Source organism: Bdellovibrio bacteriovorus (assembly GCF_001592745.1).
Classification (GTDB): domain Bacteria; phylum Bdellovibrionota; class Bdellovibrionia; order Bdellovibrionales; family Bdellovibrionaceae; genus Bdellovibrio; species Bdellovibrio bacteriovorus_B.
The window spans coordinates 47,890-72,273 of record NZ_LUKD01000006.1; the positions used below are offsets into that span (position 1 = coordinate 47,890).

The window sequence follows — 24,384 nt, forward strand, 5'->3', positions numbered from 1 at the left end:
GCCTACTTCCGTGTAAACTAACTTTTGTGAGGACATTATTTTTTATTTTCTTACTCTGGAACGTTACGGCTCTTGCTCAGGATAAATCCCTGACATTAGGAATTCCGTATCAAGTCAAACGAGTGACCTCTATCATCGAATATCAAAACTTCGTGCAAAAAGCCTTGAAGGATGCGGGCTTTGAATCTCGTATCAAAGTTACTTCTGGCAAAATTCCCTATGACGAGATGCTTTCGGGCGGTGTCGATGGAATCCTTTACGATGATCTGCATATAAAGAAGGATCGCAAAAACACAGTAAGTACTTCGTTTCCTTTAATAAACACACGAAGCCGTTTCTTTTACCGCAAAGAAAACCCGAAATTTAAAAATAAGAATTTTTCCAATGCTGTCTTGGCAGAGTTAAAAGGCTGCGTTTCTTCGGCGAATAAGATCATCGAAGAAGAAGCTCTTCGTCGGAAGCTTAATTTCATAAACTCGAACAGCCCGCTTCAAAGCGTCACCGCCGTTCTTGAGGGCAAGGCAGACTATTTTATCGCGATTGAAGAAGTCGGAAAAAGCGCGGTGAATTCTCACCCTGAAGCAAAAAATAAAATCGTTTACAGTGAGGAAGTATTCAAAGAAGTTCCGCTCTATCTTACCTTCCACAAAAAACACGCCAAGGACATGCCAAAAATCGAAAGAGCTTTGGTGAAAAACCTGCGCGGCGACCTACGGCAGTATCCACAAATCTCAGAAAACCTGAATAAAGATCCCTAGGTCACGGTCTGTTCGAACCTTTTTTCGATATTTTTTTGTTCCAACAGCTTCTTCACAATAAGAATAAAAACGCCGGTAAGAATAAGATTTAGTGCCAAAGACAAAAAGCCAATTGTCACATGAGCCCCAGTGATACCGTAAGAAAGGGATACTGCCAATACACCAGCACCCACTTCGCCCCTAGGAAATAGTGAAATAGAAACAGCCAGTCGCTCTTTGAAGGTAGCCTCTTTCCTATAGCAAAATGCTGCAAACAATTTTCCAATATTAGCCAATAAAGTTATCATCACTACGTGAAATAAGGTTTCTAAAACACCCATTTCCAAGGCTACTAAACGGCGTTCACCAAAGGCAGCAGGCATCGACAATCCGACTAAAAACATGAACGCACTTGATACTATCAAGCCTACAGTTTCTTCGTCTGAACTGCCTGGTGTATCTTCTCCTGGAGTTGTGATTTCTTCTTTGGACTCGGATGGTTTAAAAATACAACCTAAGACAAAAGCCGGTAGCAACACTTCAATGTGCGATCCAACAGTGGTGACGGGATCCTTCGTTAAAAAATAAATTCCCTCACTCATTGCCGTGATTGAAAATGAGTATAAAAGCACCCACGGCCAAGAGGTGGGAAGACTCACCTTACGGTACAGTTTCACGCCAGCTATAAGTATAAAAGCAATTGCAACTAAATCGACTCCCAATTGCCATACGAAACCCGCAATTATCACTTTAAGAGGAATCATTAATAAAACCGTATCCAGATCATCAAAAATGGCCAAAATACGCGTTTTTTTAAAGGCCCAGGTTGAAGCCAAACCCGCAGCCGCCAGCATAGAGAACAAGACTCCAGCCGACGTTGGCGCTGCAAAACGTCCTACCAACAAGGACTCTACCAAGGGACCTTTTTCGGAGGCTTCTGCTCCTGGCATAAGAATCCAATAGAAATATAAACTGCAGAAAATCCAGGGGAATGCGGCCGCTGTCGCTGCGACGAAATAATCCCATCCATACTCCCGCTTTTTTTTAAGATTAATTTCAAATTCGCGACCGACTTCAATCATGATGTAGGCTAAAAGAACCATGGTAATGAATTCGCGCAACTCCGACACCCAAACGGGAATGCTAAGTAGCAATGGGAGAACCTGAGAAAGAACCAAGCCTGCTAATAGCAATGCGCTAAGTAATATGACTCTTTTCATTGAGCTATATTATCACTGAGAAAATAAGCGCGAAGCTGTATTTACACACCCGACCTCTAGCTGCGACACAAGGGCAAAAAGAACATCTACAATAGAGTGGAAGATTGAGAGGCGTTATGAAATTTATTCTGACCCTATCCTTATTTTTTGTGTTGTCAAATCCATCAAAAGCCAACTCAGCAAAAGCTGAATTCGACAATCTGGGACAGGTCTTTCTGGAAGACACTGCAAAGGGGCTAAAAACTTCTTTGAATTTACAGCTAGAGCCATGGGCTCATTATTTAATTAAGCTTCAAACGTCGTGCGAAGCACGTCAGGTTCGGGAGTTTCGGCGGAGCCTTGAGTACGACTTAAAAACTAGACAGAACGGTGAAGTTAAAAGGTCTTTTTATTTTATGGGAGTCCACAGTGCCGACTTGCGATCGCAAAATATTCAAGCAATCGCAATTTACGTTTCTGATCGAACCCGATGGAGATCACTTCAGTGCTCTCCATTAAATTCGGATTTTGATTCTATTTAAACATTTGGCGAACGCGGCGAATATCCATAATCAACTCTTCAACCGTCTCGTTGAAGTTTTCAAGCTTATGAATCACCTGGCTCATATCTTTTTCTTTGCGAACATGAGCTTTAAGTTCTTTCATCGCATTTCTTGCGCCTTCAATCGAGAAACGATCGCGGTGCAAAAGTTTACGGATCAACAACGCATTTTCGACATCTTTACGAGTGTACATACGTTGATTGTTAGAGGCTTTTTTAGGGCGAAGGATTTCAAACTCTGTTTCCCAGTAACGAAGAACATATTGTTTGATACCCAAGATTTCAGCAACATCGCCGATTTTAAATCCCATTTTATCCGGGATGGCATTGATCTCTTCCAAAAGCTTGTCATCACAAAGCATTGCCGGAATCGAGATCGGAGCCGTCGCAGTCACCGGAGCAGCTGCGGACTCTTCAATGAAATCAACGTGGCTATCACCAAGAGACAACTCGGAACTATCCATTTCGAGTTGTTCTGGCTCACTATTCGTTGTCATCATAGTCGTCGTCATCATCATCGTCCTCATCTTTTAAGTGAGCGTACTCTTCACCGTTCAACATCGCTTTTAAAACTTGCGAAGGACGGAACGTAAGAACACGGCGAGCGGAAATCTTGATCTGCTCCCCTGTTTGAGGGTTGCGACCAATACGTTCGTTTTTGCCGCGAACAACGAAGTTACCAAAACCAGAGATTTTTACTTTGTCGCCGTTTTGTAAAACGTCTTTCAAAGTATCGAAGCAAAGCTCAACAAGCTCGGAAGCTTCTTTTTTCGAGAAACCGATCTTTTGATACACGTTCTCGACGATATCGGCCTTAGTCACCGTTGATTTACCTAAGTTCTGGCCAGCCATGATTTATACTCCATTTCCGCCTTCGCACTCCGTGCTTTGGCGGGATTAACCATTTCTATTACAAAGGGTAACAAGTAACTGAAAACAATCAAGAATTTATCTCACAGAAAGATCAAAATTCTTTTTCAAGCTCTCAAGCACCTTGTTTGTCGTCTCTGCGATTTGCGCTTCTTGCAGTGTGGCATTTTTGTCTTGCAGCCAGAGGCGGATCGCGACGGATTTCTTACCCGCCTCCATCTTTTCGCCTTCATACAAGTCAAAGACGTCCACATTCACTAGCAATGAACCCGCGGCTTTACGAATATCCTTAAGCACATCGCCGACTTTCAAAGTTTTCGGCATCACAAACGCAAAGTCGCGCTCTACCACCGGGAACTTTGAAATACTTTGGATGCGGTAAGGACGAGGTTGGCCTTTGTAAAGCAGATCTAAATCAAGCTCTGCCAATGCCGCAGGCACACGAATCTTATTATCATCCAAAAGAACCGGATGAAGAGTTCCGATGAAGCCCACCTTTTTACCTTCAACTAAAAGTTGAGCATATTGTCCTTGATGCAAGAAAGCTGGCACTTCTGCTTTGTTTGCTGGTGTCACCCACGTGTAAGCAGAAATATTCAAAGACTTCAGCAACACTTCAACGGCTGCTTTAAGTTCGAACACCACAGGATAATCCAAAGATTTATTCCAAAGGTTAGATGCACGCCCCCAAAGAGCTAATGCCAAACGACTTGTTTCGCCGTATCCACCGTCCTCTTTCATAAAGAACGAGTTTCCGATCTCAAACAAACGACCTTGCATATTGCCTGCGTGGAAGTTTGTATTCAGATTTTTGAATAGCCCGAAGCTCAAAGAAGTTCTCATCACATCCATTTCTTCATTCAATGGATTCATGATGCGGATTTCTTTTTCGGAAACAGACAAGCCTGCTGCTTTCAAAGTTTCCACAGAACCTAAGAAAGCTTTTTCAGCTTTAGAGCCCACGAACGCAAAGTTCACGGCCTGCTGGAAACCTTCGGCACGCATCAACTCGCTCGTCGTGCGATTCAGCATAAATGCTTTGTCGTGATGAGACGGCATGGTCTTAAACACCGGCAAAGACTCCGGGATGTGCTCATAACCATTCAAACGAGCGTACTCTTCAACCAAATCCATGTCTTGCTCAAGGTCAAAGCGGAATGTCGGAGGAAGAATTTTATAAGAACCCGTTCCTACCTGTTCAAGCTGGCACCCCAAACGCTTCATGAAATCCACAAATTTGTGTTCTTCCGCCTGGTAGCCCAATCGATCCGTCACCGTTTGTACAGAGATCGTCACCGGAGCTTTCTTCACTGGATTTGGATAGAAATCATGGTGATCACCGAAAGCTTCACCACCCGCAACTTCTAAAATCAAAGCCGTCGCACGATTCAACCCACGAAGTGCACCATCTGGATCCACACCGCGAGAAAATCTGTAAGCTGAATCCGTATCAATACCATGTGTACGAGATGTTTTACGCGCACTCATCGGTAGGAAGTAAGCAGATTCCAAGAAAACTTCCGTCGTAGAATCCGTGACGCCCGAGTTCTTTCCACCAACCACACCGGCAAGACATGCGGGATGAGTCGTATCACGAATTGTGAGTTCATCACCCGTCAAAGTAATTTCAGAGCCATCAAGAGTGATGAACTTTTCACCTTTTGTCGCGCGATCCACGATCACTTTTTTACCGGCAATGAAAGCGGCATCAAAAGCATGAAGAGGCTGACCTAATTCCATCATCACATAGTTTGTCACGTCGACGATGTTATTAATAGAGTTCATACCCACACTTTCAAGACGCTTTACCAACCACTCTGGGGAGGGACCGACTTTCAAGCCTTTTAGGTATCGACCCGTATAGCGAGGACATAAATCAAAAGCCTTCACATCCAAAGAGATCTCACTCTTAGTCGATTGCGAATTTACTTTTGGTTCGGCCTTTGGAACTTTCAACTCTTTACCATACAGGCAAGCCACTTCACGCGCCAAACCGTAATGGCTTAAGCAGTCCGCTCTATTGGGAGTCACTTTTAATTCGAAAGTGATGTCGTCATAACCCGCGTATTCTGCGTAAGGTTTTCCGACCGGAGCATCTGCAGGAAGAATCGCGATACCTTCAGATTCTTTCGCTAAGCCTAGCTCTTTCAAAGAACAAAGCATGCCTGCTGAATCCACACCACGAACCGCAGATTTTTTAATCGCAAAGTTACCTGGCAATACAGCCCCCGGCAAAGCCACGATCACACGGTCCCCGGCTTTGTGGTTTTGCGCTCCACACACGATCTGGTGAACAACACCTTCACCTGTAGAAACGCGGCACAAAGAAAGTTTATCCGCATTGGGATGTTTATCTTTTTCTAAGATGTGACCTACAACCACGTGGTTAAAGTCTTTCGCACGATTGGTGATTTCTTCCACCTCAAGACCGGCGCGAGTTAAAGCTTCACCCAACTCTTCCGGTTTTTGAAAGAACTCAGTCACATCAACATAATCTTGGAGCCATTTTAAACTGATCTTCATTTTACAAACTGCCTTAAGAAACGCACATCATTTTCAGGGAACAAACGAATGTCTTCGATGCCGTATTTAATAATCGCCATACGCTCAACACCGAAGCCGAACGCAAAACCTTGCCATTTTGGATATTCGATTTTCGCCGCTTGGAACACTTTCGGATTCACAAGACCGCAACCGCCGATTTCAATCCAGCCCGATTGTTTACAAAGACTGCAGCCTTTTCCTTTACAGATGGGGCATGAACAATCCACCTCTGCCGAAGGTTCGGTGAAAGGGAAGAAACTAGGACGGAATCTTGTTTTCAAACCAGGACCGAAGAACTCACGAACGAAGAAACTGATCGTGCCTTTAAGATCGGCCATTGAAACTTTCTCATCCACACACAAAGCTTCAATTTGATGGAAGTTTGGAAGATGTGAAATATCGCTATCACAACGGAACACCGGGCCCGTACCAATCACACGCAATGGCAACTGTTCGGTTTCCAAAGAGTGGATTTGAATCGGAGATGTGTGCGTGCGAAGAACATGGCTTTTATCGATAAAGAAAGTATCTTGCATATCACGCGCAGGGTGATCGGCAGGAATATTCAAAGCCTCGAAGTTATAATAATCTTTTTCGATAAGTGGACCGGTGCGCACGCTGTAACCCAAACGCGCCATCACCGTAAAGATTTCTTCCACGACGATATTCACTGGGTGAGCCGAGCCTTTTGCTTGCGAAGCCGCAGGCAAAGTCAGATCGATTTCTTCGGCCGCCATTTTTGCCGAAATCTCTTTTTTCTTCAGAGTGTCTTCGGCTTCCGTGTAAGCAGCCTCAAGAAGCTGCTTCACCTCGTTCACTTTTTTACCAAACAGAGGCTTTTCCTCTTTCGGCAAAGAGGCCATTTCTTTCATGATCTCTGTAAGTGAACCGCTTTTCCCCAGGTATTGAACCTTGAGGTCGTAGAGGTCTTTAGATGTTGGAGCAGCTTTAAAAGCCGCCAGGGCTGTATCTTTGATGGAATCAAGTTTGGTCGTGGACATAGGGTCTCATAATCACCTCAGAGGCCCGTATTTTCAAGCATTTAGCTTTTACACACAGCGCAGAAAATCCTTGAGGTTTCAGGGCTTTCCCCCTATCTTCCCAGGACCCTTATGGCGCATAAAAATAAATCGAACTACAGTCCCTATAAAGCCCGTCAAGAAGCCCGTGGAAACTTCTCCCCTTCGAACATGGGTCGTCATAAGAAGCCTGAGCTGATTTATGAGCTCAATGAGGCCAACGACCGCCTGGCCGATGTCTTCCGCAATCACGGTTTCGATATGGTGAACCACGAGCAGCGCATGCAATTGGCACATTTTTACCGTCTTTTGATGTTAAATCAGGAAAAAGAGAATTTCACTCGCCTGCTGAAACTGCGCGACGTCGCTATTAAACATTTCATCGATAGCATCATCATCCTGAAATACACGAAACTCCAGTTTCCGCTTTTAGACGTAGGCACGGGCCCAGGCTTTCCGGGGATTCCTTTAAAAATCATGCTTCCCGACGAAAAAATTCTTTTGGGAGAAGGCGTTCAGCGCCGGGTGGAATTTTTAAAGCACGTCCGCTCTGAAATGAAGCTTCAAAACCTCGATATTTTGGGTCGCAATATCAACCAACACTGCATGTATCCCGTGAATGGAGCAATTACTCGCGCGGTGGAAGATATCGGCAATACTTTGGGGAACGTGATCAGTTGCCTTCAAACGGGCGGCCGCGTTTATTTCATGAAAGGCCCTGGAGTTGATCCAGAAATCAAAGCCTTTAAAGAAACTGAGTGGTCTGAGTATTACAAACTTGTTGAAGACGTCGCCTACACTCTTCCCCAAACTCCGCATGAGCGTCGCTTGGTTGTTTACGAAAAGATCAAAAACAAGCCTCTGCCTGAAGAGGATGAAGGCGAAGAGCTTTTATTTGACGAACTTTCCGGAGACGAGAAAAGACGTTGGGCCAAATACACTTAACCCACGCCTCCCTCGCGGCAAGTAAGAAATTTTAAGAATTGACTCTCTTTCCCCATAGAAATAGAAACCCGAACGATGACAAATCTTCCCCACCTTTTACAACTAGCCAAACTGCAGTCCCGCAATGGGGATATGCCAGAGGCTCGTGAAACGGCGGCGGAAGCTTTGCATACATTTGCGAAGACGGAACAACATTCCTTCTGGATTGAAAGCGCGCGAGTTTATCTTCAATCTTGTATTGAGCTTGAAGACATTGCCACGGCTGAAAAAGTCATGCTCGAAGCTTTGGAGCTTTTGGCTTCGGGCAAACTTTCTGAGTCTCTTCAAGCCTCTGTGCAGACTTTGATTGCCTCTTGGTTTTTAGCTCAGGGAAAAGCGGCTGAATCACAAGCCTATCTGGATTCGGCGATCAACAAAGCAACCCACAGTCGCGATCTTGAAGTTCTAGCAAGAGCGCTTTTAATCAATGCATTCCAACTGTCATTCAATCAAAAAACTTTCACGCAAGCCCTTCAGCTTTTAAGCAAGATCGAAACTCTGCTGGCGGAAATAGAAAATCCCGAGCTTTCCCTGATTGCAAACAATGTTCGCGGTTATATTTATATTGAATCTCAACAGTACGAAGCAGCCTTAAACACGCTTTGGAAAAATTATGAGACGGCAAAACGTCATGGTTACCAAACGTCGATTTCCTCTGTTTTAGGAGAGCTGGCACTCGTAGCCCGCGCACAACAACAGCACGAGCACTACCGCCTTTATGCCGAGCTGGCCTTAAAAGGTTTAAATCCGCAAAAGACGCCACGCCTTTATAAACGCATCCTCAAAGTCTATCCGGAAAGCGAGCGCAATCATAAAGCTCACTATGACTTTGAGATCGACGAAAAAAATCGATTTGTGCGCGAAAGAACTAAAGGCCCGATTGATTTTAAGAATCAGCATATTCTTTTTGATATGGCTTTGATGTTCATCAAACATCCAGGCCAACGCTATTCAAAGGAAGATTTAGCGGAAAAAATCTGGTCGCAAGTTTACGACCCCGATCTGCATGACAATTTGATCTATGTTTCGATCAAACGTCTGCGCACTTTGCTAGAGCCGGACTTAGAAAGTCCGCGCTACATCCTGCGTGATCGCAAAGGTTATTACTTCAACTCACAAACCCATGTTCATTTTAAGAATTTAGAGGAAGCTCCACTATGAAACTCCTAAGCTCTTTTATGGCCGTCTTCATCATGACCTCTTTCAGCTTTGCCGGACCTGGCGATGGACCTATCGTTCCTTGGCCAACCAGTGTGGTGCGCGAAGCTTTGAATGAAACGACCATCTATGGTGATTGGGTCGCTTACGAACACAATGCCGTTTGGTATATCAACATTCAAAAAGATCCGTTAGAGATCGGACGCGCTTCCATCGCGATTTCTTCTGGTGCTGTTTTCACACACAAAGCTGTCGGCTCCCTTTACCGTGGAGACAACGTCTTCTGGGGTAAGCTGGTCATGGATGCCAACCACTCGGCAGCCATCGTTCTTTACAAAGACTATGAAGGCACGAAACTCCGTATTGCCAAAGGTCACAACCGCTACGTTGACGTGAAGCTGTATCGTCAGAAATAAGGATTTGCGCCGTGATTGAGATCAGTTCGAAAAGCAACGACCACTTTCGCCGCTGGGTGGATTTATCTTCTGCCCGCGGAATCAAAAAACACCACGAGTTCATCCTGATGGGAGAAAAACTGATTGGTGAGTTTTTAGAAAACCCAAATTTCAAAGTGAAGGCAGAACTGGTTCATGAAGATCTGAAATCTTTGACAATGACGGCGGCCTCTTTAAAAGGTCAGCGCATTCCGGTCTTCAAACTTCCCAAAGCTCTTTTTAACGAAGTCGATGTGATTGGCACACACTATAATCTTTTGGTCTTGGAACCGAAGGAAATCCCCGCTTTGTCGGCCGAGAAAACGCAAGGTTTGGAAGTGCTTTCGCCTTTGGGAGATCCATCGAATCTGGGCGCTTTAGCTCGCTCGGCTTTGGCTTTTGGTGCAAGCAAAATGATTCTGACTGAAGAAAGTTGCAATCCATTTCACCCGAAAGCGATTAAATCTTCAGCGGGAGCTCTTTTAAAATTGCCTCTTTATCGCGTCGGTAAATTCACGGACTTTGTTGCAGGCAATGAAGATGTTTACGCCCTAGATATGAAAGGCGAAAATGTCGCTACTTTCAAATGGCCCAAAAACATCCGCTTAGCTATTGGCGAAGAGGGACCTGGATTTAGTGGCCTTAAAGGCTTAAAGCGCTTATCAGTCGCTACTCAAAGCGTGGAATCCTTGAATGCGACGGTGGCGGCAAGCATTGCTCTTTTCAGCTATTCTGTTTCTCAGAAATAAGCTTCCCCTGAAGGCAGCTTATTTACACAGTAAACTTTTGATTTCAGCTTCAGGGATCTGTTGGGTCATCTGACAGATCTTTTGATCTAAGACTCCGTAAACATCCCAATTTGAAAACAAAGTCTCAGCACGGCCTTTGGTCACGCCGATTTGCTTCCACTGAGTCCCGACTCGAGCAAATAATGGTGCCCCACTATCACCGGGCTGTACGCGCGATGTGGATTTAGACTCATAAGTGCTAGAGCTTTTTGTAATACGATCTAAGCGTGCCATTCTTTTTGTGTCCGTCGTTGCGATTTCTTCGATTGGATTGATCGTAACAACTGTCGGCCAGTAATTGATCAACTGCGAATGAATCGACGGCAATTCCCTCTGAGCAACAATTTGAGTGAATTGAAAATCTGCTTTCAGCGCCAATGGCTTTTCAAAAACAACAATCGCGATATCCTCCGCAGGACCGATTCGCAAACGCAAGCCTTGCACATCCAAACGGCGTTTAAGATCCGCGGAATATATAAATCTCGCTTTCACAGTCTCACGGTATTTTGTCATATAGCCGATGCGGCGAGTTTCGCCTGTCGGCGCTTTACGATAGATGTATTCACCGACTTGGATGTCGATTTCCCAGGACTTCAAAACTTCGGATTGATAAACACAGTGGGCCGCGGTCACCATCACTCGGTCCGACAAAAGATTTCCATTACACATGCCGGAAACAGTGTCTTTGCTGTCGGGGTCATATCCTAAGGCGCTGAAGAAAACGACGGATTCAAGCTCTGGCGTTTCCGCAGGAACGGCATTAGTTAAAGCCCAAGATTGTGTCGCTAGCAGCATGGTGAATAAGAAAATCTTCATAGAGCCCCCTCTGAAAGAAGGAGCTATTTCAGCTCTCAAGCCAGGTCACCAAAAAAGGCGGCGATGACACCCGTGATCACCGCCAATGTTCATTAATTAGATTTGAGCGATAAATAGTAAAGACGATCCTCTTTAGGAAGTCTTTCAATCGCATAACGAAGCATGGTTCGAGGCATTTTTGCAGCGTGAAGATCAAGAAAATGACGAAGATCTTTTTCGCTGACTCTTTTACCTGCTTCTCGCAACATCCAACCACTGGCCTTATGAATCAAGTCATGACTGTCATTCATTAGAATTTTTGCGATTTTAAATGTGTCTTTCACTTCCCCTTTTTTGATGAAGTGAAATGTGGATAGCATGGCGATCCGACGCTCCCAGACACTTTTTGATTTTGCTAACTTCTGCAAAATCTTGCGGTCGCGATTGTACAAAAAAGCACCGACGATGTATTCTGCCGAAGAATCAACGAGGTCCCAATTGTTGATATATTTCGTGTGTTTTAGATAAAACTTATAGATCTTTTCTTGCTCTACTTCAGAACTTTTCGGGAATTGACTTACTAAGATTAAAAGACCAATCAGGCGCTCTTCATGATGCGGGGATTTAACCAGAAGGCTGACTTCTTTCAGAGGCAGATCCTTGTACTTCTTAGCTATCAAACGGCTTTCCGGCACAGTCAAACCTAAGAAGATATCCCCTTCCGCATAGTCGCCAGGCCCCGTCTTAAAGAAACGTTGCAGAGTCTTAGCGCGGGCAGGTTTTCTTTTCTTAAGAATGTCTTTTTGGATCGCTAACATTTCTTGAGGGTACGAGAGAAGCCTCGTCAGCGCAACACCCTAGTATTCTCGTTCATCCTTTAGTTTCGAAAGAATATTTCCAAATCAACAGACTTCCGTTCTGCAGAAGTCCGTCTATTAACAAGGAATCAATTTTTCAAGGACGTCTTCGGACGGAACCTTACTCCACAATGACAGCACGTAGCCACCGCCACCAGAACCCGTCGGTTTCACGGCAAGAGCGCCTTTTTCTTTCAGCCATTGTATATGTTTACCGGGAGCCCCTTCATTCAGGCCCCACTGCTCAAAACATTCTCCACCTTCTTCAATGGCTTTTGCCAGAAGAGGAAGCCCATCTTGCATATCGAGTTTTAATGCTTTTTCGGCTGTAGCCACAGCTTCGGCCATTTGCTTATCGATTTTTTCACCGACTTCGGGATTCTGTAAAAGAAGGTCTTTAACTTTATTCACAGCATCCACCGTTACGCCACGCTTGCCCGAATAGGAAATATACCAATGCGGTTTCCAAGACGTTGATAATGGCTTACGCTCCCCATTTCGTACGAAGTATAAACCCTCGCCCGATAAAGCGACGGCGATATCCACCCCACTGCTTTCACCATGAAATAGATTTTCTAGATCACGTGCAAACTCGTAGTATTCACTTTCCTCAACATATCCCAGATAACCCAGCCAACGAGTGAGCGCGACACAAAGAGCGGCCGACGCCCCCATACCTGCGCCCACTGGGATGGAGGATTCCAAAAGCAGAATACCTTTGAGTTCTTGGCGAGAGATTTTTTTAAGCTCACAAGCTTTTTCCAGAACTCCCCAAACCAGAAGCTGAAGATCTTTACCATGGTCTCCGACCAGACGAAGCTCTAAAGAGGATTCCGTACGCGTGTAACTCAGTTCTAAGTTGCGCGACTGAATGGGAAAAACCAACGCGGGAACACCGCGAAGTACCGCGTGTTCGCCCGCAAGGATCCACTTTCCAAAAGACTTACAGGTGAAATCAATGGACATCGGATTTCACACCTTCGAATGCCAAGACTTTGAATTCTTTTTTGAAAAGCTCGCGATAAGTTTCAAAAGACTTCTTCTGATCATTCCTGAAAAGCATATGCACATTCGCCCCGGCATCCATTGTCACCAAAGGACCGTCCTGCCACTTATTCCAAAGCTTTTGGCATTCTTCCAAAACTTTTTTGGATCCGTCCGTCATATAGCTGAACGCCGGCGTGCTTGTTTCAAACAAGCGGTGCATATCGATGAACTCGTCCCAGACAATCTGACGGGCCATATGCCAGTCATCAAACTGCAAAGCTTGCGAAAGATCTTTAAGGCGAATTTCCGCACGTTCCACACGACCTTCGAAACGAGGACTCGTCGTCACAAGCTTATGAGCTTCCGAACTAGAAACTTCCTTCTTTGAGTCTTCCACCACCACCACGATGTGATGCATATCCTTTATCGGAAGATTCATGGTTTCTGCATACTCATGCAACCAAAGCGCCCACGGAGAGAATAGAGAACGACAGGAAGATCCCGATCCCTGACGAGACAGCTCGGACAAGACTTTCTTATCCTCGCCCCACGGTTGCGGATGGATCTTTTGAAACATCTGCGCAGCAGCCAAAGTCAACGCAGCAAAACTTGAAGCGGAGCTAGCAAGACCGCAATCGGAAGGAAAATTATTTGCTGACTCCACGAGGAAGTTTTTCGTAACTCCCCACTTGTCTTTTAAATTTTGCAGGTGCTTTAAAAAGCGCTGCTGCCCTTTTTCAGAAAGATCCATTTTTTCTAGATCTTCTCGAACCAAGAGCTTCCATTGATCCTTACCACCCTCAATCTCTGTCAGGCGAACAAAGGTTCTTAAATTCTCCAGAGTGTAAGATAAGGAGCCATTCGTTGGCTTATTACCGGAACCTTCGATTTTACCCATGTACTTGATCAGAGCGATATTAGAAGGCGCAGACACTAAAACTTGATTCATAGAGTTCCTCGAACTTGCAAACCATTGGCGATCTTTTGCGAAGAAGCCATTAAGGATAATTGGCGTTGTTGGCAGAACTGTTTTAGCTCTTCGGACTCGTTTTTACGAGTCACAACCAGGACCACGTCGGCACCTAAAGCTCCACAGCCCTTGGCCGCCACGACGCCAGAAATTTGCTTGATATCATTTAACAAAGATAAAGTTTCATTGCAGGTAAAGCCCAAGGACTTTAAAGAATCCGCATAGGCATTTATACCTGAAACAAAAATAGAACCGTCTTGTGTATCAAAAGACTCGCGAATCATCGCGAAACTTTTTTCTAAAGAGCTGGCATCAAAAGTTTTTAAATTCTTCAGATGCTCGTGGGTGGCGACTTTATTTCCGGTGTGCAGAAGGTGGATTTCCAAATCTTCAAACGGCCAGCTCTTGACCGAGATCAGACCTTTGCGCTTTTCAAAGAAAGTTAAAGCGCCTTTGAGCTGTCCCACAAGATCAGCACCACTAGGACGCTGTCCTTCACCATTCCATGCGACTTCGTAATAGGCTTCTAAAAGATGTTTAAAATCCAGAAGCTTTTCCATGTCCTGTTGAGGAGCCTCTTTATAAAGCCACAAAGCATAGACACCTAAAAACTGCGCCGTAGAAGCACCAAAGCCGCCCTTACCCGCGTAAGGATCTTTAAAACCAAGATCAAATTGAGAGAAATAGTCTTGATGCTTACGAATATAAAGACCGGCTGGAGACTCCGGATGAATCGACCCCAGGTTGCCACTTCCCTTATGGGCTTCAAGTTCAAAACAAGGCTGCGACAAAAGGACCAGGGTCGGTCCTTCTTGCAATGCGAGGTATTCACCCGCGATAAAAGTTTTGCCGGGAACGGAGAAGACCAGGGACATGGCCTCTCCTAGCTGTGAGTGTGTGTTGTCGTCGTCGCTCTTTGCGAAGAACGAAGTTCTTTAAGCACGTCAATCGCATTGCTTAAAGAGATGCGTTTACGAACTGCTAAGATTTCTTCAAGCTTCTTTTGTACAAGAGGAATTTCTTTTTCTTCCGCACCCGCACCCAAAGCCAAATTCTTCGTGTGAAGTTTCATATGACCTTCGATGATACCGACAGTAGTTAGGGCTTTTAAAGCCCCTAGATTTTGCACCAATCCAACTGCGGCAATAACTCGCGAAAGTTCGTTTGCCGATGTCGTTCCCAACATCTTCATACACATCATCGCTGTCGGATGAAGAGTTGTTACGCCACCGACGGTGCCCACGATCAAAGGAGCTTCAAAGATACCTTTAAGTCCACCCTCTCCATCACGGAACCAACGAGTGATCGAACGGTATTGTCCATCACGTGAAGCATAGGCATGGATACCCGCCTCTACCGCGCGCCAGTCATTTCCCGTCGCGATAAGAACCGGGTCAATCCCGTTAAGAACGCCTTTATTGTTCGTCGCTGCACGATAAGGGTCTTGCTGAGCGAACAAAGAAGCTTCTTCGATTTTTTCAGCAAGTTCAGGGTCGATGTCTTTGATGTGAACCGTAGCGCGAGTGACTTTCGAATCCACAAGATTCGAAAGAATACACATCGTCACTTTTTCACCAGTAAACTGTTCGATCGGTTCTTTAAGGAACTCACAAACTTGGTTCATGATGTTGGCACCCATGGCATCGCATGGATCCATCAACACATGAACAACGGCCATGTCCGTTCCGTCACCACGAGGTACACGGCGAACTTGGATATCACGGACACCACCGCCACGGCGAACAAGACCGAACGCCACTTCACGGTTTGAAATTTCAATTAAGAAGTTTTTCTGAGACAGGATTTGCTTTTCAAATTTCGCAAAGTCTTGAATCTTTGCACACTGGATTTGACCGATGATATCGTTCCCCACAACTTCCGTTGTGATGGAACCTGATTCACGAATCCATTTCGCCGATTTACAGACTGCCGCCACGATAGAAGTTTCTTCTACCGCCATAGGAATGACGTAGTCTTTGCCATCGATATTGAAGTTTGTTGCTACTCCCAAAGGTAACTGGAAATAGCCGATGACGTTTTCAATAAACTTTTCGCCCAAAGAAGTGTCGCGCAATCCGCCCTTAGACAGATACTCCACATCGGAATCATGAAGAACGCCAACGTCCATCAACGCTTTCAATCTTTCCTCGCGAGAAAGTTTTGAGAAACCTTTAAAGATGTCTAGAAGCTGCTTTTTCATCGAATCACCCTCTTTGTTTGAAGGTCTTTAAGATTTTTTGAACCTGTACAGAACAAAGCAATCTTAAGTTCAGTTTCTAATTTATTTATAAGCTCTTCCAAGGCCTCATCGCCTTTCAGAGCCGCTTCCAAAAAGGGTTTTGCGAGCCCTACTTTGGTAGCACCTAAAGCGCAAAGTTTTGCGACTTCAAGTCCGTTTCTGACGCCACCCGAAGCCCAGATTTCATAACTCACGCGGGCTTCTTTGGCATTCAAAACGGATTGTACTGTACTAATACCCCAATTTGCGAAAGTTTGCGCGACTTTATACAGTAAATCATTCTCTTGCGAACGGTATCCTTCGACCCGGCCCCAATGAGTTCCACCTTTACCCGCAACGTCGACGGCGTAAATTCCTATATTTTCGAGGCGTTTGAGGGTTTCAACGGAAAACCCACAGCCCACTTCTTTCACTACTATGGGAACCCCTGCAATTTTCACCAGATTTTCTAGAGCTTCTATTCCATGTCGAAAATCACGAGTGCCCTCTGGCTGAAGAGCTTCCTGAAGAGGATTCACATGCACGAAAAGCGCAATAGCCTCTGTGGACTCAATCAGACGTTGGACTTTATCGATCGGACTTTTGATCAGTTGAGCGATTCCAATATTTCCCAAAAGCAGAGCCTTCGGTGCCTGACGACGCACGCGGTTCCACTCTTCAGCGGCATTAGAATCTTCCAACTCTCTTCTTTGCGAACCTACGCCCATAAGAATCTGGCGACGGTCACTCAAACGAGCCAAAGCCTCGTTGATTTCACGTCCTTGCTCATGGCCGGCAGTCATCGAAGAAATAAAAATAGGAGAAGAGAGAGAAATAGAATCTTTAGTGACAGGATCTTTTAAAAAGAAAGAGGTCGAAATATCGACCTCTTTAAAATCCAAATTAGGCAAAGCCTCATGAATTAATTCGATCGAGTCTAAACCATTTTGTCCCTCAGTCTGTGACCTTGGATCCAGCGCGATTTTGATGTGATCGCGCTTTCTTTGTTCAAATTGGCTATTAGACTCTTCCATGGGTTGCTATTGCAGACCTACGCCAAAGCGTGTTTGCAAAGAGCAGTGAATGCTGCTGCATCGTTGATAGCAAGGTCAGCCAAGATCTTACGGTCCACTTGGATGCCAGCTTTAATCAAGCCACCGATCAAACGAGAATATGTAGTTCCGTTCAAACGAGCTGCTGCATTGATACGTTGATTCCACAATGTGCGGAAGTTACGTTTTTTAGCTTTACGGTCGCGGTAAGCATACGCCATACCACGGTCATTTTTCTCTACCGCGTGGATGTACGCGCGAGAACCAGCTGAATAGTAACCTTTTGCTCTTTTAAGAACCTTTTTGTGACGAGCACGATTTGTTTTACCACTTTTTACACGAGCCATTTTCTACCTCAAATTTACTGTACATCTTCGAACTTCGTCGAAGTTACGTACGGAAAAGACATTTAAAATTTTTAGATTAATTCCTAGAACACCAAGCAACGACGAACTTGTAACATGTTCGCGTCTTCTACGTATGATGTCTTACCTAGTTGTCTTTTCGTTTTTGAGCTCATGTGTGAGTTCAAGTGACGCATGCGAGTGCTTTTTTTCTTAACTTTACCGCTTGAAAGAACTTTCAAACGTTTTTTAGCGCCTGAGTGAGTGCGCATTTTCATAATGTTTACCTTCCACCGATAAGGCGTCTCTCCCGTTGGGGACAGCTCTTAACCATTGCCTTAGACAGTCATAATTATGGACTCATGGTTTTATGTCGCATGTCGGGTAAAAGCAAGCTTTTTTGAGGGGTTAGCTGGAATTAAAGGCCGGCCTGCGGAAAAGCCAAGTTATTTAATTTTCCCCATAATTTCAATAATTTAAGACAAATTTCGGAAAATTTTAAAGAGTTCCAAACCATTCTTTGATACAAGATTTTTGCTTAAAAATAAGGCGATAAACCCACTTACTCAAAGAGGATCTTTGTATGAACCAACTTGTTTCAGCTATCGTATTGCTCGTATCCCTTTCTTTATCCGCTCACGCGATCGAACCTAAGAAAATCTTAAAGACCAGCGCTAATAGCGCCACCGTACGCATCGAAACAGAAGAAAAAGAAGGAACTCAGGTCGCCGCCTACATTGATGCCTCTGAAATGCCTGAATTCATCCAGATCATGCTGAACGATCCCACTTCCGAACTGAGCAAGATTAAACACGAGCTTGAGATGGAAAACTGCCAAGAAACTAGCACCACTCCCGACGGTTACATCCCTCAGTGTGGGGCTGTCGAATGGACAGACTTAGTACAAACATCTTTTGGTCGCGGTGGCTGGATGTCGGCGGGCGCGGCTTACACTTTGTTTGTCGGCTTTCGCTTTGATGGAACAGGTCGCTTTTTTGAATCTACACACATGGTGGTCTTAAGCGAATCGGCCGAAGCCGTAGTCGACAGTGACATGAATTACACAGGATTTATCACGAAAGACCTGCGTTTGGAAAAAGCCGAACGTCTGCCCCTTTCACACCACGATAAGCATTGATTGAAGTTTCGGAAGGTGACAGACTTTTTTCATGATCACCTCTGAAGTTTTAAAAAATTATCGCGCTTACGAAGTACAGCACTTTCAAGTTGAAACTCTTAAAATTGAAAGTGCTGCGCTTAAGGGCAATCCTCTCAAAGATCCAGCGACACGCTTTAATCCTCTTCTTCTCCCCCGCCATGAAGGCCCTTGGCCGGTCATCATGGTTTTAGGTGGATTTACTGGTAACTCCCCTTTTTATTTCAATCCTAAGTTTAATGAACAAAATGCCGTACAGGTGATTGATCAGGCCGTCGAGCGTGGTGAGGCCCCTGAAGCTTTGTATGTGTTTATCGACGCTTTGACTTCTTGGGGTGGTTCTCAGTTTATAAATTCTGCGGCCACAGGAAACTACGAAGATTATATTGTAAAAGAAATCATCCCCGCATTAAAAGAACACTTCCCTGTCTCCCATAACGCCCAAGACTGGTGCGTGATGGGAGGATCTAGCGGAGGCTATGGCGCCCTTCATTTAGGATCAAAGTATCCAGAGATCTTCAGTTATGTCGCGGCGATTGCACCGGATTGTTTTTTTGAAGCCAGCCTCTTACCGGAACTTTATCAGGCCCATCCTTTTTGGGAAAAATATAAAGAGTCTGCCACTCGAGCCCTTGAAGAACTAAGAAATAAGAAATTGATGAAGGCTAAGAACTGGCATTCTGTCGTCAATGCTTTTGGAATGGCCTCTTGCTATTCGGCGAACGGCGTTGGCGTAGAATTTAATTGGCCTTTGGATATTCGCACGGCCGAAAAAATTCCGGCTCTCTGGGAGCAATGGCTCAAACACGACCCTGTCCATTTTTTGCCCAAACGGCTTTCTCACTTAAAAAAACTGTCTGGAATTTATCTGGATGTCGGGAGCAAAGACAACTTCCATCTCCAGTACGGAAGCCGACAAATATCAAAGTTCCTGAATGAAAGTGGCATTGCTCACGAGTATGTGGAGTTCGACGGAAATCATTTCGATATCGGGGAACGCAGAGTCGAAGTATGGAAATGGCTTTCCTCCCTATGGAGAGCGTGATGAAGTGCCTTCTTCCCCTAGTCATCCTTTTAACTTCCTCCTTCGCTGTCGCTCAAACTCCTTCTGAAGAATTGACGAACCAGGAGTTTGAAGATTGGAGTTGGACACCGCAATCGAAGGACACTTTGAAAGTGAAATTCGGAGTGGCTGTTCCTCGCTACAATTTCACGATACTAGCTCCTTCGGGTCTTACGGATGCGAAGTTCTTACCGAACTCGCCGTCGAAATCCAGTCTTGGTTTTTCTTACCGCAATCTGGGCTTTACGGCTTCGGTACAAAACCCAGTTGAAACGGAAGATAAGGAAAAATACGGTTCTTCCTCAGCGGTGGATTTTCAACTGCGCTTTTTTGGAAAGCGCACCTATGAATTCTTTCTGCAAGCTTATGATGGTTACTACATTGAGAACTCAGCGGAACTAGATCCCTCTTTTGCGAACTCATCAAAGAAAATCTTTCGCGATGATATTAAGACACGCAATTTTGGTTTTAACTTCTATTGGAATCTCGATGAAGAAAACTTTTCGCAAGCCATGGCTTTTGACCAAGCGGGTTTTCAAAAAGAAAGTGACTGGGGCCTGTCCGCTTATTTTCATGCAAGTCGAAATTCCATTGCCGCTAAAGAAGCTTTTATCCCTGCAGCCTCAGCTTCGCAATTTGGATCCTTAAGTGACCTTGATGGAATGCAAAGAGATACGGCGGGGCCTGGCATTGCCATCGGAGGCATTGCTGTTTACCAAAATTTTTATGCCACCGCTTTTGTGGGCTTGGGCTTAGGCTATCAAAGGGTGAATTTGGAATACGTGGTGAAGGATGATGAGACCAGCGAATCCCTTGGCAGCTTTAGTACGGGGCGCTTGGGCCTTGGATACAATGGACAAAGACATTCTGCTGGATTCCAGGTCATCTCTGATGCTGTCAGCACGACGATTGAAGATGGCAATATCGAATCCAGCAATATCGAGCTTATGGTGTTTTATTCCTATCGTTTTGAAGGCATCAACATTCCTCCTGCCAACGAAGTTTCAAGCTGGTTTGATTAGCTCCTTGTGTAGAGCAACACAGAGTTGCGGTCGTAGGTTCACTTTGACCTAAGATTTTGAATTGAATAAAGTGAAGCCATGACAGACCTGATGGCTGCCCGCTCAACGATGGCTTTTTCTTTAGGGTTTCACATAATCTTTGCTGCGGTTGGCATGACGATGCCTTTTTTTATGTCGGCCGCTCACTATCTTTTTTTGAAGAAGAAAAATCCTGAATATCTCGAGCTCACTAAAATGTGGATGAAAGGTGTCGCGATTTTATTCGCTGTCGGCGCTGTCTCGGGAACAGTTTTGTCGTTCGAGTTAGGACTCTTGTGGCCCGGCTTTATGAAATACGCCGGCCCCATCATAGGAATGCCTTTTTCCTGGGAAGGCACCGCTTTCTTTTTAGAAGCCATTGCTATTGGTCTTTTTCTTTATGGATGGAAGAAGATGCGACCGTGGGTTCACTGGGGCACGGGTTTAATGGTGGGTATTAGCGGCTTTGCTTCTGGCGTTTTCGTCGTCGCGGCGAATGGTTGGATGAATTCACCTGCCGGTTTTGATTGGGTGAATGGCGAAGCGATGAATATTGATCCTGTGGCCGCGATGTTTAATAAGGCCTGGCTTCATCAAACCTTGCACATGCAGTTTGCGGCTTTGCAAGCCGTGGGCTTCGCCGTCGCAGGTATTCATGCGTTTTTATATCTTCGCGGTCGTGCACAGGAACTTCATCTGAAGGCTTTTAAGATTGCGATGTGTTTTGGTGCCGCCGCTTCTATTGCTCAACCTTTCATTGGACACTTCGCTGCTCAGCGTGTCGCGGTTTTGCAACCCGTGAAACTCGCCGCGATGGAAGGTCACTTTAAAACCGAGCGACAAGCGCCGTTGCACATCGGGGGCATTCCCAATGCCGAAACCCAAACCATGGACTATAGCATCCCCCTTCCCGGCATGCTCAGCTTCTTGGCGTTTAACGATTTTGATGCCGAGGTGATGGGTTTAGATCAAGTCCCTCGGGAGCTGTGGCCTCCACTGGTGATCACTCATATCAGTTTTCAGATCATGGTGGCCATTGGGACCGCGATGGCTCTGATCGCCGTGCTATTTTTCGTCTATCAACGGAAAAATTTTTTCCCATCTTGGCTTTTAAAAACCATCATCGCCTTTTCACCTTTGGGATTTGTGGCGATGGAAGCTGGCTGGATCGTCACTGAAGTGGGGCGACAACCTTGGATCATTTACGGGATTTTAAAAACACGCGATGCGGTCACACCCGTGCCAGGAATGAAATATCATTTCTTTTTATTCTTAGCACTGTATCTCTTCTTAAGCTTCGTCACTGTCTGGCTGCTGAAACGACAAGTTGTTGCGGCACAAAGAAAGTTTGAGGTTCGATGATTGAAATTCTTCTTTTCTTTATTGGAGCTTCGCTTTTACTTTACGTTCTATTTGGTGGCGCCGATTATGGTGCCGGTATTTTAGAGCTTCTTCCAGCAGGCGATTTACGAGATTCACAGAAAAAAGTTATCAACGATGCGATGGGGCCCGTGTGGGAGGCCAATCACATGTGGCTGATCTTAGTTGTCGTGATACTTTTCATGGGATTTCCTGCGATCTTCACGCTTCTTATGACCTCGCTACATATTCCGATGGTGGCTCTGCTTTTCGGCATTGTTGTTCGTGGGTGTGCTTTCACTTTTAGGCATTACGATGCCGTTCAAGCACCGCAATCACAAAACGTGTACACTGTTCTATTTGGAACTTCGAGCCTTTGGACGGCGATGTGGCTAGGTATCATTGCCGGAAGTTTGAACCGAGGCTTGATTGATCCTTTAAGCACCGACTTTCACGAAGCCTATATAGCTCCCTGGTGGGGAATTTATCCTTTCTGCATGGGAATTTTTGTAGTTTGCATCTTTGCCTTTTTAGCCAGCGTCTATTTGATCGGCGAAACTGAAAATCTGGACCTTAAAAAGATGTTCATCAAGCGCGCTTTTATTCTTAATTACTTAGTCGTCCTTTCGGGCGCCTTTGTTTTCGCGGCTTCCGCTGATGAGCGCACGCCTTTGTTTGCTGATTTCTTTGAAAGCAAGATCACTATGGCAATTATGCTTGCGGCAACGATCCTGTTCATCGCGCTTTGGTTTTTTATTCGGAAAAGACAAACTCTGTTAACTCGCACGGTGGCAGCCGGACAAATCACTTTGATCTTGGCTGGATGGTATGTGCTCAATGCACCGAACGCCCTTTTGACAGTGCAAGGACCGATCAGTTTTTACGAAGCAGCAGCTCCTTTAGCAACACTGTGGCAGTTAGTGATAGCACTTTTAGTGGGGAGCCTTTTTATCTTTCCAAGTTTGTTCTATTTGATGAAAGTCTTTAAGACCGGAACGACAGAGGAAATGTAACGGCAAGGATTGACCGTCCATGGTCAATTTGCCTCCCCCAAGGCTCACCGTCGGTGACTGATTGCTTATCCAACAATCTTCCCTCGAAGTGAAACGGGCGAAACTCTTTAGAGCTGCCCACAAATAGGATTGAAAAATTCGCGCGAAGCCTCAATCAAATTTTCTGTGTTCAGGATAAAGAACATGAAGTAGCTGCATAGACATGCTTTACGGCACTAAGTCCAGTGATCTCATAAGCACAATCTTCCGATAAGAGATGTATGCTTTTGAGACTCTTAGGTTCGTTTTTCATTCTGGTGATATTTCTTTTGAGTGCGCAGGCCAATGCACAGACGTCAGTCTCTCCTGAAAAAGCTCAGGCTCTGTTCACAAAAACGAAAAGTCTGTTTGAGCCCATCGCGAAAGCTCGAGGAGAAGAGTTCTTCTTAGAAATCCATTGGGATCGGAACACAGTTTCCGCACAAGCCGTGCGCAACGAAATGAAAAAGTATGGAATTGGGGTCGATGTCGGAATGCTGACCTCTTCGCGTGTAAACGAAGATGCACTTGCCTTAACGCTTTGTCATGAAGCGGGACATCTTTTTGGAGGTCGACCTTTAAGAAGCCTTCCCGCAGAATGGGAAGGCCCTTCTGATGAAACCGGCAAAAGTCTTTTAACTTCTGAAGGACAAGCTGATTACTATTCGACAGCGGCCTGCTTTAGGAAAATGGTTGAAGGCGAAGACCATCGATCCGCGCTCAGTGGAAAAGAAATCCCTCAGCGCGTAACCACTCTGTGTGACTTGGCCTGGGGTTCACGCACTTCGGACTCCTATCTCTGTCAAAGAGCGGCTTTGGCCGGATTTAGTTTCCTGACGATGGTGATGGATTTTCCTATTTCTTTTAACACTCCCGATAAGAGTGTGGTCGATACCACTATCGCTGACAGCTACCCTTCCCGACAATGTCGACTGGACACTCTTCTTGCCGGAGCTCTTTGCAAAGATGTTTTGCCCTTGGATTATGCACGAAAAGACATGCTTCTTAAATCGTGTGCCCTCGGTGTTTCAGCACGGCCTGCCTGCTGGTTTAAAACTCCTTAAGCACCTCAGCTTGCGCCAATTTGCGGCTCTGGTGTGAACTAAGTATAATTTCTTTCCCCGTCTGGAAACCTGAATTCCTGCTGGCAAAATCATTAAGGAATGATTTAGGAAATTCCTCCGCCCTCTTTTTTGTGTGATCTCAAAACTAATGCT

26 protein-coding genes are annotated in these 24,384 nt (G+C 45.3%); 12 read left to right on the forward strand and 14 right to left on the reverse strand.

Features of this window, described 5'->3' with window-relative positions:
• The first annotated feature begins 26 nt into the window (after nt 1-26).
• Nucleotides 27-758 carry a substrate-binding periplasmic protein gene (locus tag AZI87_RS13295; protein ID WP_155722572.1) on the forward strand — a complete coding sequence of 244 codons (732 nt, stop codon included), beginning with the start codon at nt 27-29 and terminating at the stop codon, nt 756-758.
• Here the strand turns inward: AZI87_RS13295 and AZI87_RS13300 are convergent.
• Nucleotides 755-1,957 (reverse strand): hypothetical protein, encoded by a 1,203-nt coding sequence (locus AZI87_RS13300; RefSeq protein ID WP_063208103.1) that lies wholly within the window; start codon nt 1,955-1,957, stop codon nt 755-757. The two genes, AZI87_RS13295 and AZI87_RS13300, sit on opposite strands and share 4 nt — an antisense overlap.
• Before the next feature lie 116 nt (nt 1,958-2,073).
• Between AZI87_RS13300 and AZI87_RS13305 the strand changes: the two genes are divergently transcribed.
• Nucleotides 2,074-2,478 (forward strand): hypothetical protein, encoded by a 405-nt coding sequence (locus tag AZI87_RS13305; RefSeq protein WP_063208106.1) that lies wholly within the window; start codon nt 2,074-2,076, stop codon nt 2,476-2,478.
• On the opposite strand, the gene AZI87_RS13310 is transcribed toward AZI87_RS13305, so the two are convergent.
• The 4 genes from AZI87_RS13310 to pheS form a co-directional block, all read right to left on the reverse strand.
• Nucleotides 2,471-3,025, reverse strand: coding sequence for a MerR family transcriptional regulator (locus AZI87_RS13310; protein ID WP_253696814.1), 555 nt, complete (start codon nt 3,023-3,025; stop codon nt 2,471-2,473). The two genes, AZI87_RS13305 and AZI87_RS13310, sit on opposite strands and share 8 nt — an antisense overlap.
• A complete protein-coding gene (locus tag AZI87_RS13315) occupies nt 2,982-3,320 on the reverse strand; it encodes an integration host factor subunit alpha (RefSeq protein WP_063208455.1) in 339 nt (112 codons plus the stop codon). Before AZI87_RS13315 ends, AZI87_RS13310 begins: the two co-directional genes overlap by 44 nt.
• A 126-nt stretch (nt 3,321-3,446) precedes the next feature.
• Nucleotides 3,447-5,891, reverse strand: coding sequence for a phenylalanine--tRNA ligase subunit beta (gene pheT / locus AZI87_RS13320; protein ID WP_063208108.1), 2,445 nt, complete (start codon nt 5,889-5,891; stop codon nt 3,447-3,449).
• Nucleotides 5,888-6,913, reverse strand: a complete 1,026-nt coding sequence (gene pheS / locus AZI87_RS13325; RefSeq protein ID WP_063208111.1) for a phenylalanine--tRNA ligase subunit alpha — start codon at nt 6,911-6,913, stop codon at nt 5,888-5,890. Before pheS ends, pheT begins: the two co-directional genes overlap by 4 nt.
• Nucleotides 6,914-7,024: 111 nt before the next feature.
• On the opposite strand from pheS, the gene rsmG reads away from it, so the two are divergent.
• The 4 genes from rsmG (at nt 7,025) to AZI87_RS13345 (ending at nt 10,256) form a co-directional block, all read left to right on the forward strand.
• Nucleotides 7,025-7,876 carry a 16S rRNA (guanine(527)-N(7))-methyltransferase RsmG gene (gene rsmG / locus AZI87_RS13330; RefSeq protein ID WP_063208114.1) on the forward strand — a complete coding sequence of 284 codons (852 nt, stop codon included), beginning with the start codon at nt 7,025-7,027 and terminating at the stop codon, nt 7,874-7,876.
• A gap of 75 nt (nt 7,877-7,951) precedes the next feature.
• Nucleotides 7,952-9,076, forward strand: coding sequence for a winged helix-turn-helix domain-containing protein (locus tag AZI87_RS13335; protein ID WP_063208117.1), 1,125 nt, complete (start codon nt 7,952-7,954; stop codon nt 9,074-9,076).
• Entirely contained in the window at nt 9,073-9,489 is a 417-nt protein-coding gene (locus tag AZI87_RS13340) for a hypothetical protein (RefSeq protein WP_063208119.1), read from the forward strand. Before AZI87_RS13335 ends, AZI87_RS13340 begins: the two co-directional genes overlap by 4 nt.
• Nucleotides 9,490-9,500: 11 nt before the next feature.
• Entirely contained in the window at nt 9,501-10,256 is a 756-nt protein-coding gene (locus AZI87_RS13345) for a TrmH family RNA methyltransferase (RefSeq protein ID WP_063208122.1), read from the forward strand.
• Between the two features lie 18 nt (nt 10,257-10,274).
• Here AZI87_RS13345 and AZI87_RS13350 read toward each other — a convergent pair whose 3' ends face one another.
• The 9 genes from AZI87_RS13350 to rpmI form a co-directional block, all read right to left on the reverse strand.
• A complete protein-coding gene (locus AZI87_RS13350) occupies nt 10,275-11,111 on the reverse strand; it encodes a trypsin-like serine peptidase (protein ID WP_063208125.1) in 837 nt (278 codons plus the stop codon).
• A 92-nt stretch (nt 11,112-11,203) separates the two neighbouring features.
• Nucleotides 11,204-11,908 (reverse strand): DNA alkylation repair protein, encoded by a 705-nt coding sequence (locus AZI87_RS13355; RefSeq protein ID WP_063208128.1) that lies wholly within the window; start codon nt 11,906-11,908, stop codon nt 11,204-11,206.
• A 117-nt stretch (nt 11,909-12,025) separates the two neighbouring features.
• The gene (locus AZI87_RS13360; protein ID WP_063208131.1) at nt 12,026-12,913 is read right to left on the reverse strand and encodes a mevalonate kinase family protein; all 888 of its coding nucleotides are present in this window, start codon (nt 12,911-12,913) and stop codon (nt 12,026-12,028) included.
• Nucleotides 12,903-13,883 carry a diphosphomevalonate decarboxylase gene (mvaD, locus tag AZI87_RS13365; RefSeq protein WP_063208134.1) on the reverse strand — a complete coding sequence of 327 codons (981 nt, stop codon included), beginning with the start codon at nt 13,881-13,883 and terminating at the stop codon, nt 12,903-12,905. Before mvaD ends, AZI87_RS13360 begins: the two co-directional genes overlap by 11 nt.
• The gene (locus AZI87_RS13370) at nt 13,880-14,779 is read right to left on the reverse strand and encodes a hypothetical protein (RefSeq protein WP_063208136.1); all 900 of its coding nucleotides are present in this window, start codon (nt 14,777-14,779) and stop codon (nt 13,880-13,882) included. Before AZI87_RS13370 ends, mvaD begins: the two co-directional genes overlap by 4 nt.
• A gap of 8 nt (nt 14,780-14,787) precedes the next feature.
• Nucleotides 14,788-16,104 carry a hydroxymethylglutaryl-CoA reductase, degradative gene (locus AZI87_RS13375; protein WP_063208139.1) on the reverse strand — a complete coding sequence of 439 codons (1,317 nt, stop codon included), beginning with the start codon at nt 16,102-16,104 and terminating at the stop codon, nt 14,788-14,790.
• A complete protein-coding gene (fni, locus tag AZI87_RS13380; protein WP_063208142.1) occupies nt 16,101-17,156 on the reverse strand; it encodes a type 2 isopentenyl-diphosphate Delta-isomerase in 1,056 nt (351 codons plus the stop codon). The genes AZI87_RS13375 and fni overlap by 4 nt, the downstream gene beginning before the upstream one ends.
• A 17-nt stretch (nt 17,157-17,173) precedes the next feature.
• Nucleotides 17,174-17,521 carry a 50S ribosomal protein L20 gene (rplT, locus tag AZI87_RS13385; protein WP_063208145.1) on the reverse strand — a complete coding sequence of 116 codons (348 nt, stop codon included), beginning with the start codon at nt 17,519-17,521 and terminating at the stop codon, nt 17,174-17,176.
• Between the two features lie 83 nt (nt 17,522-17,604).
• Nucleotides 17,605-17,796, reverse strand: coding sequence for a 50S ribosomal protein L35 (gene rpmI, locus AZI87_RS13390; protein WP_011164102.1), 192 nt, complete (start codon nt 17,794-17,796; stop codon nt 17,605-17,607).
• Nucleotides 17,797-18,101: 305 nt separating this feature from the next.
• Between rpmI and AZI87_RS13395 the strand changes: the two genes are divergently transcribed.
• The 6 genes from AZI87_RS13395 to AZI87_RS13420 all read left to right on the forward strand — a co-directional run bounded on the left by AZI87_RS13395 (nt 18,102) and on the right by AZI87_RS13420 (nt 24,231).
• Complete coding sequence (locus AZI87_RS13395) at nt 18,102-18,656, forward strand: hypothetical protein (protein ID WP_063208148.1); 555 nt, start codon at nt 18,102-18,104, stop codon at nt 18,654-18,656.
• A 31-nt stretch (nt 18,657-18,687) separates the two neighbouring features.
• Nucleotides 18,688-19,719, forward strand: coding sequence for an alpha/beta hydrolase (locus AZI87_RS13400; protein ID WP_063208151.1), 1,032 nt, complete (start codon nt 18,688-18,690; stop codon nt 19,717-19,719).
• Nucleotides 19,719-20,759, forward strand: coding sequence for a DUF4421 family protein (locus AZI87_RS13405; protein ID WP_063208153.1), 1,041 nt, complete (start codon nt 19,719-19,721; stop codon nt 20,757-20,759). Before AZI87_RS13400 ends, AZI87_RS13405 begins: the two co-directional genes overlap by 1 nt.
• Before the next feature lie 78 nt (nt 20,760-20,837).
• Nucleotides 20,838-22,139 carry a cytochrome ubiquinol oxidase subunit I gene (locus AZI87_RS13410; RefSeq protein ID WP_063208156.1) on the forward strand — a complete coding sequence of 434 codons (1,302 nt, stop codon included), beginning with the start codon at nt 20,838-20,840 and terminating at the stop codon, nt 22,137-22,139.
• A complete protein-coding gene (locus AZI87_RS13415) occupies nt 22,136-23,149 on the forward strand; it encodes a cytochrome d ubiquinol oxidase subunit II (protein ID WP_063208159.1) in 1,014 nt (337 codons plus the stop codon). Before AZI87_RS13410 ends, AZI87_RS13415 begins: the two co-directional genes overlap by 4 nt.
• Before the next feature lie 260 nt (nt 23,150-23,409).
• Nucleotides 23,410-24,231 (forward strand): hypothetical protein, encoded by an 822-nt coding sequence (locus AZI87_RS13420; RefSeq protein WP_063208162.1) that lies wholly within the window; start codon nt 23,410-23,412, stop codon nt 24,229-24,231.
• Nucleotides 24,232-24,384 lie beyond the last annotated feature (153 nt).

Coding starts and splice junctions, on each gene's coding strand:
- AZI87_RS13300 (WP_063208103.1), bottom strand. CDS start 1,957: ATGAAAAGAGTCATATTACTTAGCGCATTGCTATTAGCAGGCTTGGTT.
- AZI87_RS13305 (WP_063208106.1), top strand. CDS start 2,074: ATGAAATTTATTCTGACCCTATCCTTATTTTTTGTGTTGTCAAATCCA.
- AZI87_RS13310 (WP_253696814.1), bottom strand. CDS start 3,025: ATGAGGACGATGATGATGACGACGACTATGATGACAACGAATAGTGAG.
- pheT (WP_063208108.1), bottom strand. CDS start 5,891: ATGAAGATCAGTTTAAAATGGCTCCAAGATTATGTTGATGTGACTGAG.
- pheS (WP_063208111.1), bottom strand. CDS start 6,913: ATGTCCACGACCAAACTTGATTCCATCAAAGATACAGCCCTGGCGGCT.
- rsmG (WP_063208114.1), top strand. CDS start 7,025: ATGGCGCATAAAAATAAATCGAACTACAGTCCCTATAAAGCCCGTCAA.
- AZI87_RS13335 (WP_063208117.1), top strand. CDS start 7,952: ATGACAAATCTTCCCCACCTTTTACAACTAGCCAAACTGCAGTCCCGC.
- AZI87_RS13340 (WP_063208119.1), top strand. CDS start 9,073: ATGAAACTCCTAAGCTCTTTTATGGCCGTCTTCATCATGACCTCTTTC.
- AZI87_RS13350 (WP_063208125.1), bottom strand. CDS start 11,111: ATGAAGATTTTCTTATTCACCATGCTGCTAGCGACACAATCTTGGGCT.
- AZI87_RS13355 (WP_063208128.1), bottom strand. CDS start 11,908: ATGTTAGCGATCCAAAAAGACATTCTTAAGAAAAGAAAACCTGCCCGC.
- AZI87_RS13360 (WP_063208131.1), bottom strand. CDS start 12,913: ATGTCCATTGATTTCACCTGTAAGTCTTTTGGAAAGTGGATCCTTGCG.
- mvaD (WP_063208134.1), bottom strand. CDS start 13,883: ATGAATCAAGTTTTAGTGTCTGCGCCTTCTAATATCGCTCTGATCAAG.
- AZI87_RS13370 (WP_063208136.1), bottom strand. CDS start 14,779: ATGTCCCTGGTCTTCTCCGTTCCCGGCAAAACTTTTATCGCGGGTGAA.
- AZI87_RS13375 (WP_063208139.1), bottom strand. CDS start 16,104: ATGAAAAAGCAGCTTCTAGACATCTTTAAAGGTTTCTCAAAACTTTCT.
- fni (WP_063208142.1), bottom strand. CDS start 17,156: ATGGAAGAGTCTAATAGCCAATTTGAACAAAGAAAGCGCGATCACATC.
- rplT (WP_063208145.1), bottom strand. CDS start 17,521: ATGGCTCGTGTAAAAAGTGGTAAAACAAATCGTGCTCGTCACAAAAAG.
- rpmI (WP_011164102.1), bottom strand. CDS start 17,796: ATGAAAATGCGCACTCACTCAGGCGCTAAAAAACGTTTGAAAGTTCTT.
- AZI87_RS13395 (WP_063208148.1), top strand. CDS start 18,102: ATGAACCAACTTGTTTCAGCTATCGTATTGCTCGTATCCCTTTCTTTA.
- AZI87_RS13400 (WP_063208151.1), top strand. CDS start 18,688: ATGATCACCTCTGAAGTTTTAAAAAATTATCGCGCTTACGAAGTACAG.
- AZI87_RS13405 (WP_063208153.1), top strand. CDS start 19,719: ATGAAGTGCCTTCTTCCCCTAGTCATCCTTTTAACTTCCTCCTTCGCT.
- AZI87_RS13410 (WP_063208156.1), top strand. CDS start 20,838: ATGACAGACCTGATGGCTGCCCGCTCAACGATGGCTTTTTCTTTAGGG.
- AZI87_RS13415 (WP_063208159.1), top strand. CDS start 22,136: ATGATTGAAATTCTTCTTTTCTTTATTGGAGCTTCGCTTTTACTTTAC.
- AZI87_RS13420 (WP_063208162.1), top strand. CDS start 23,410: ATGCTTTTGAGACTCTTAGGTTCGTTTTTCATTCTGGTGATATTTCTT.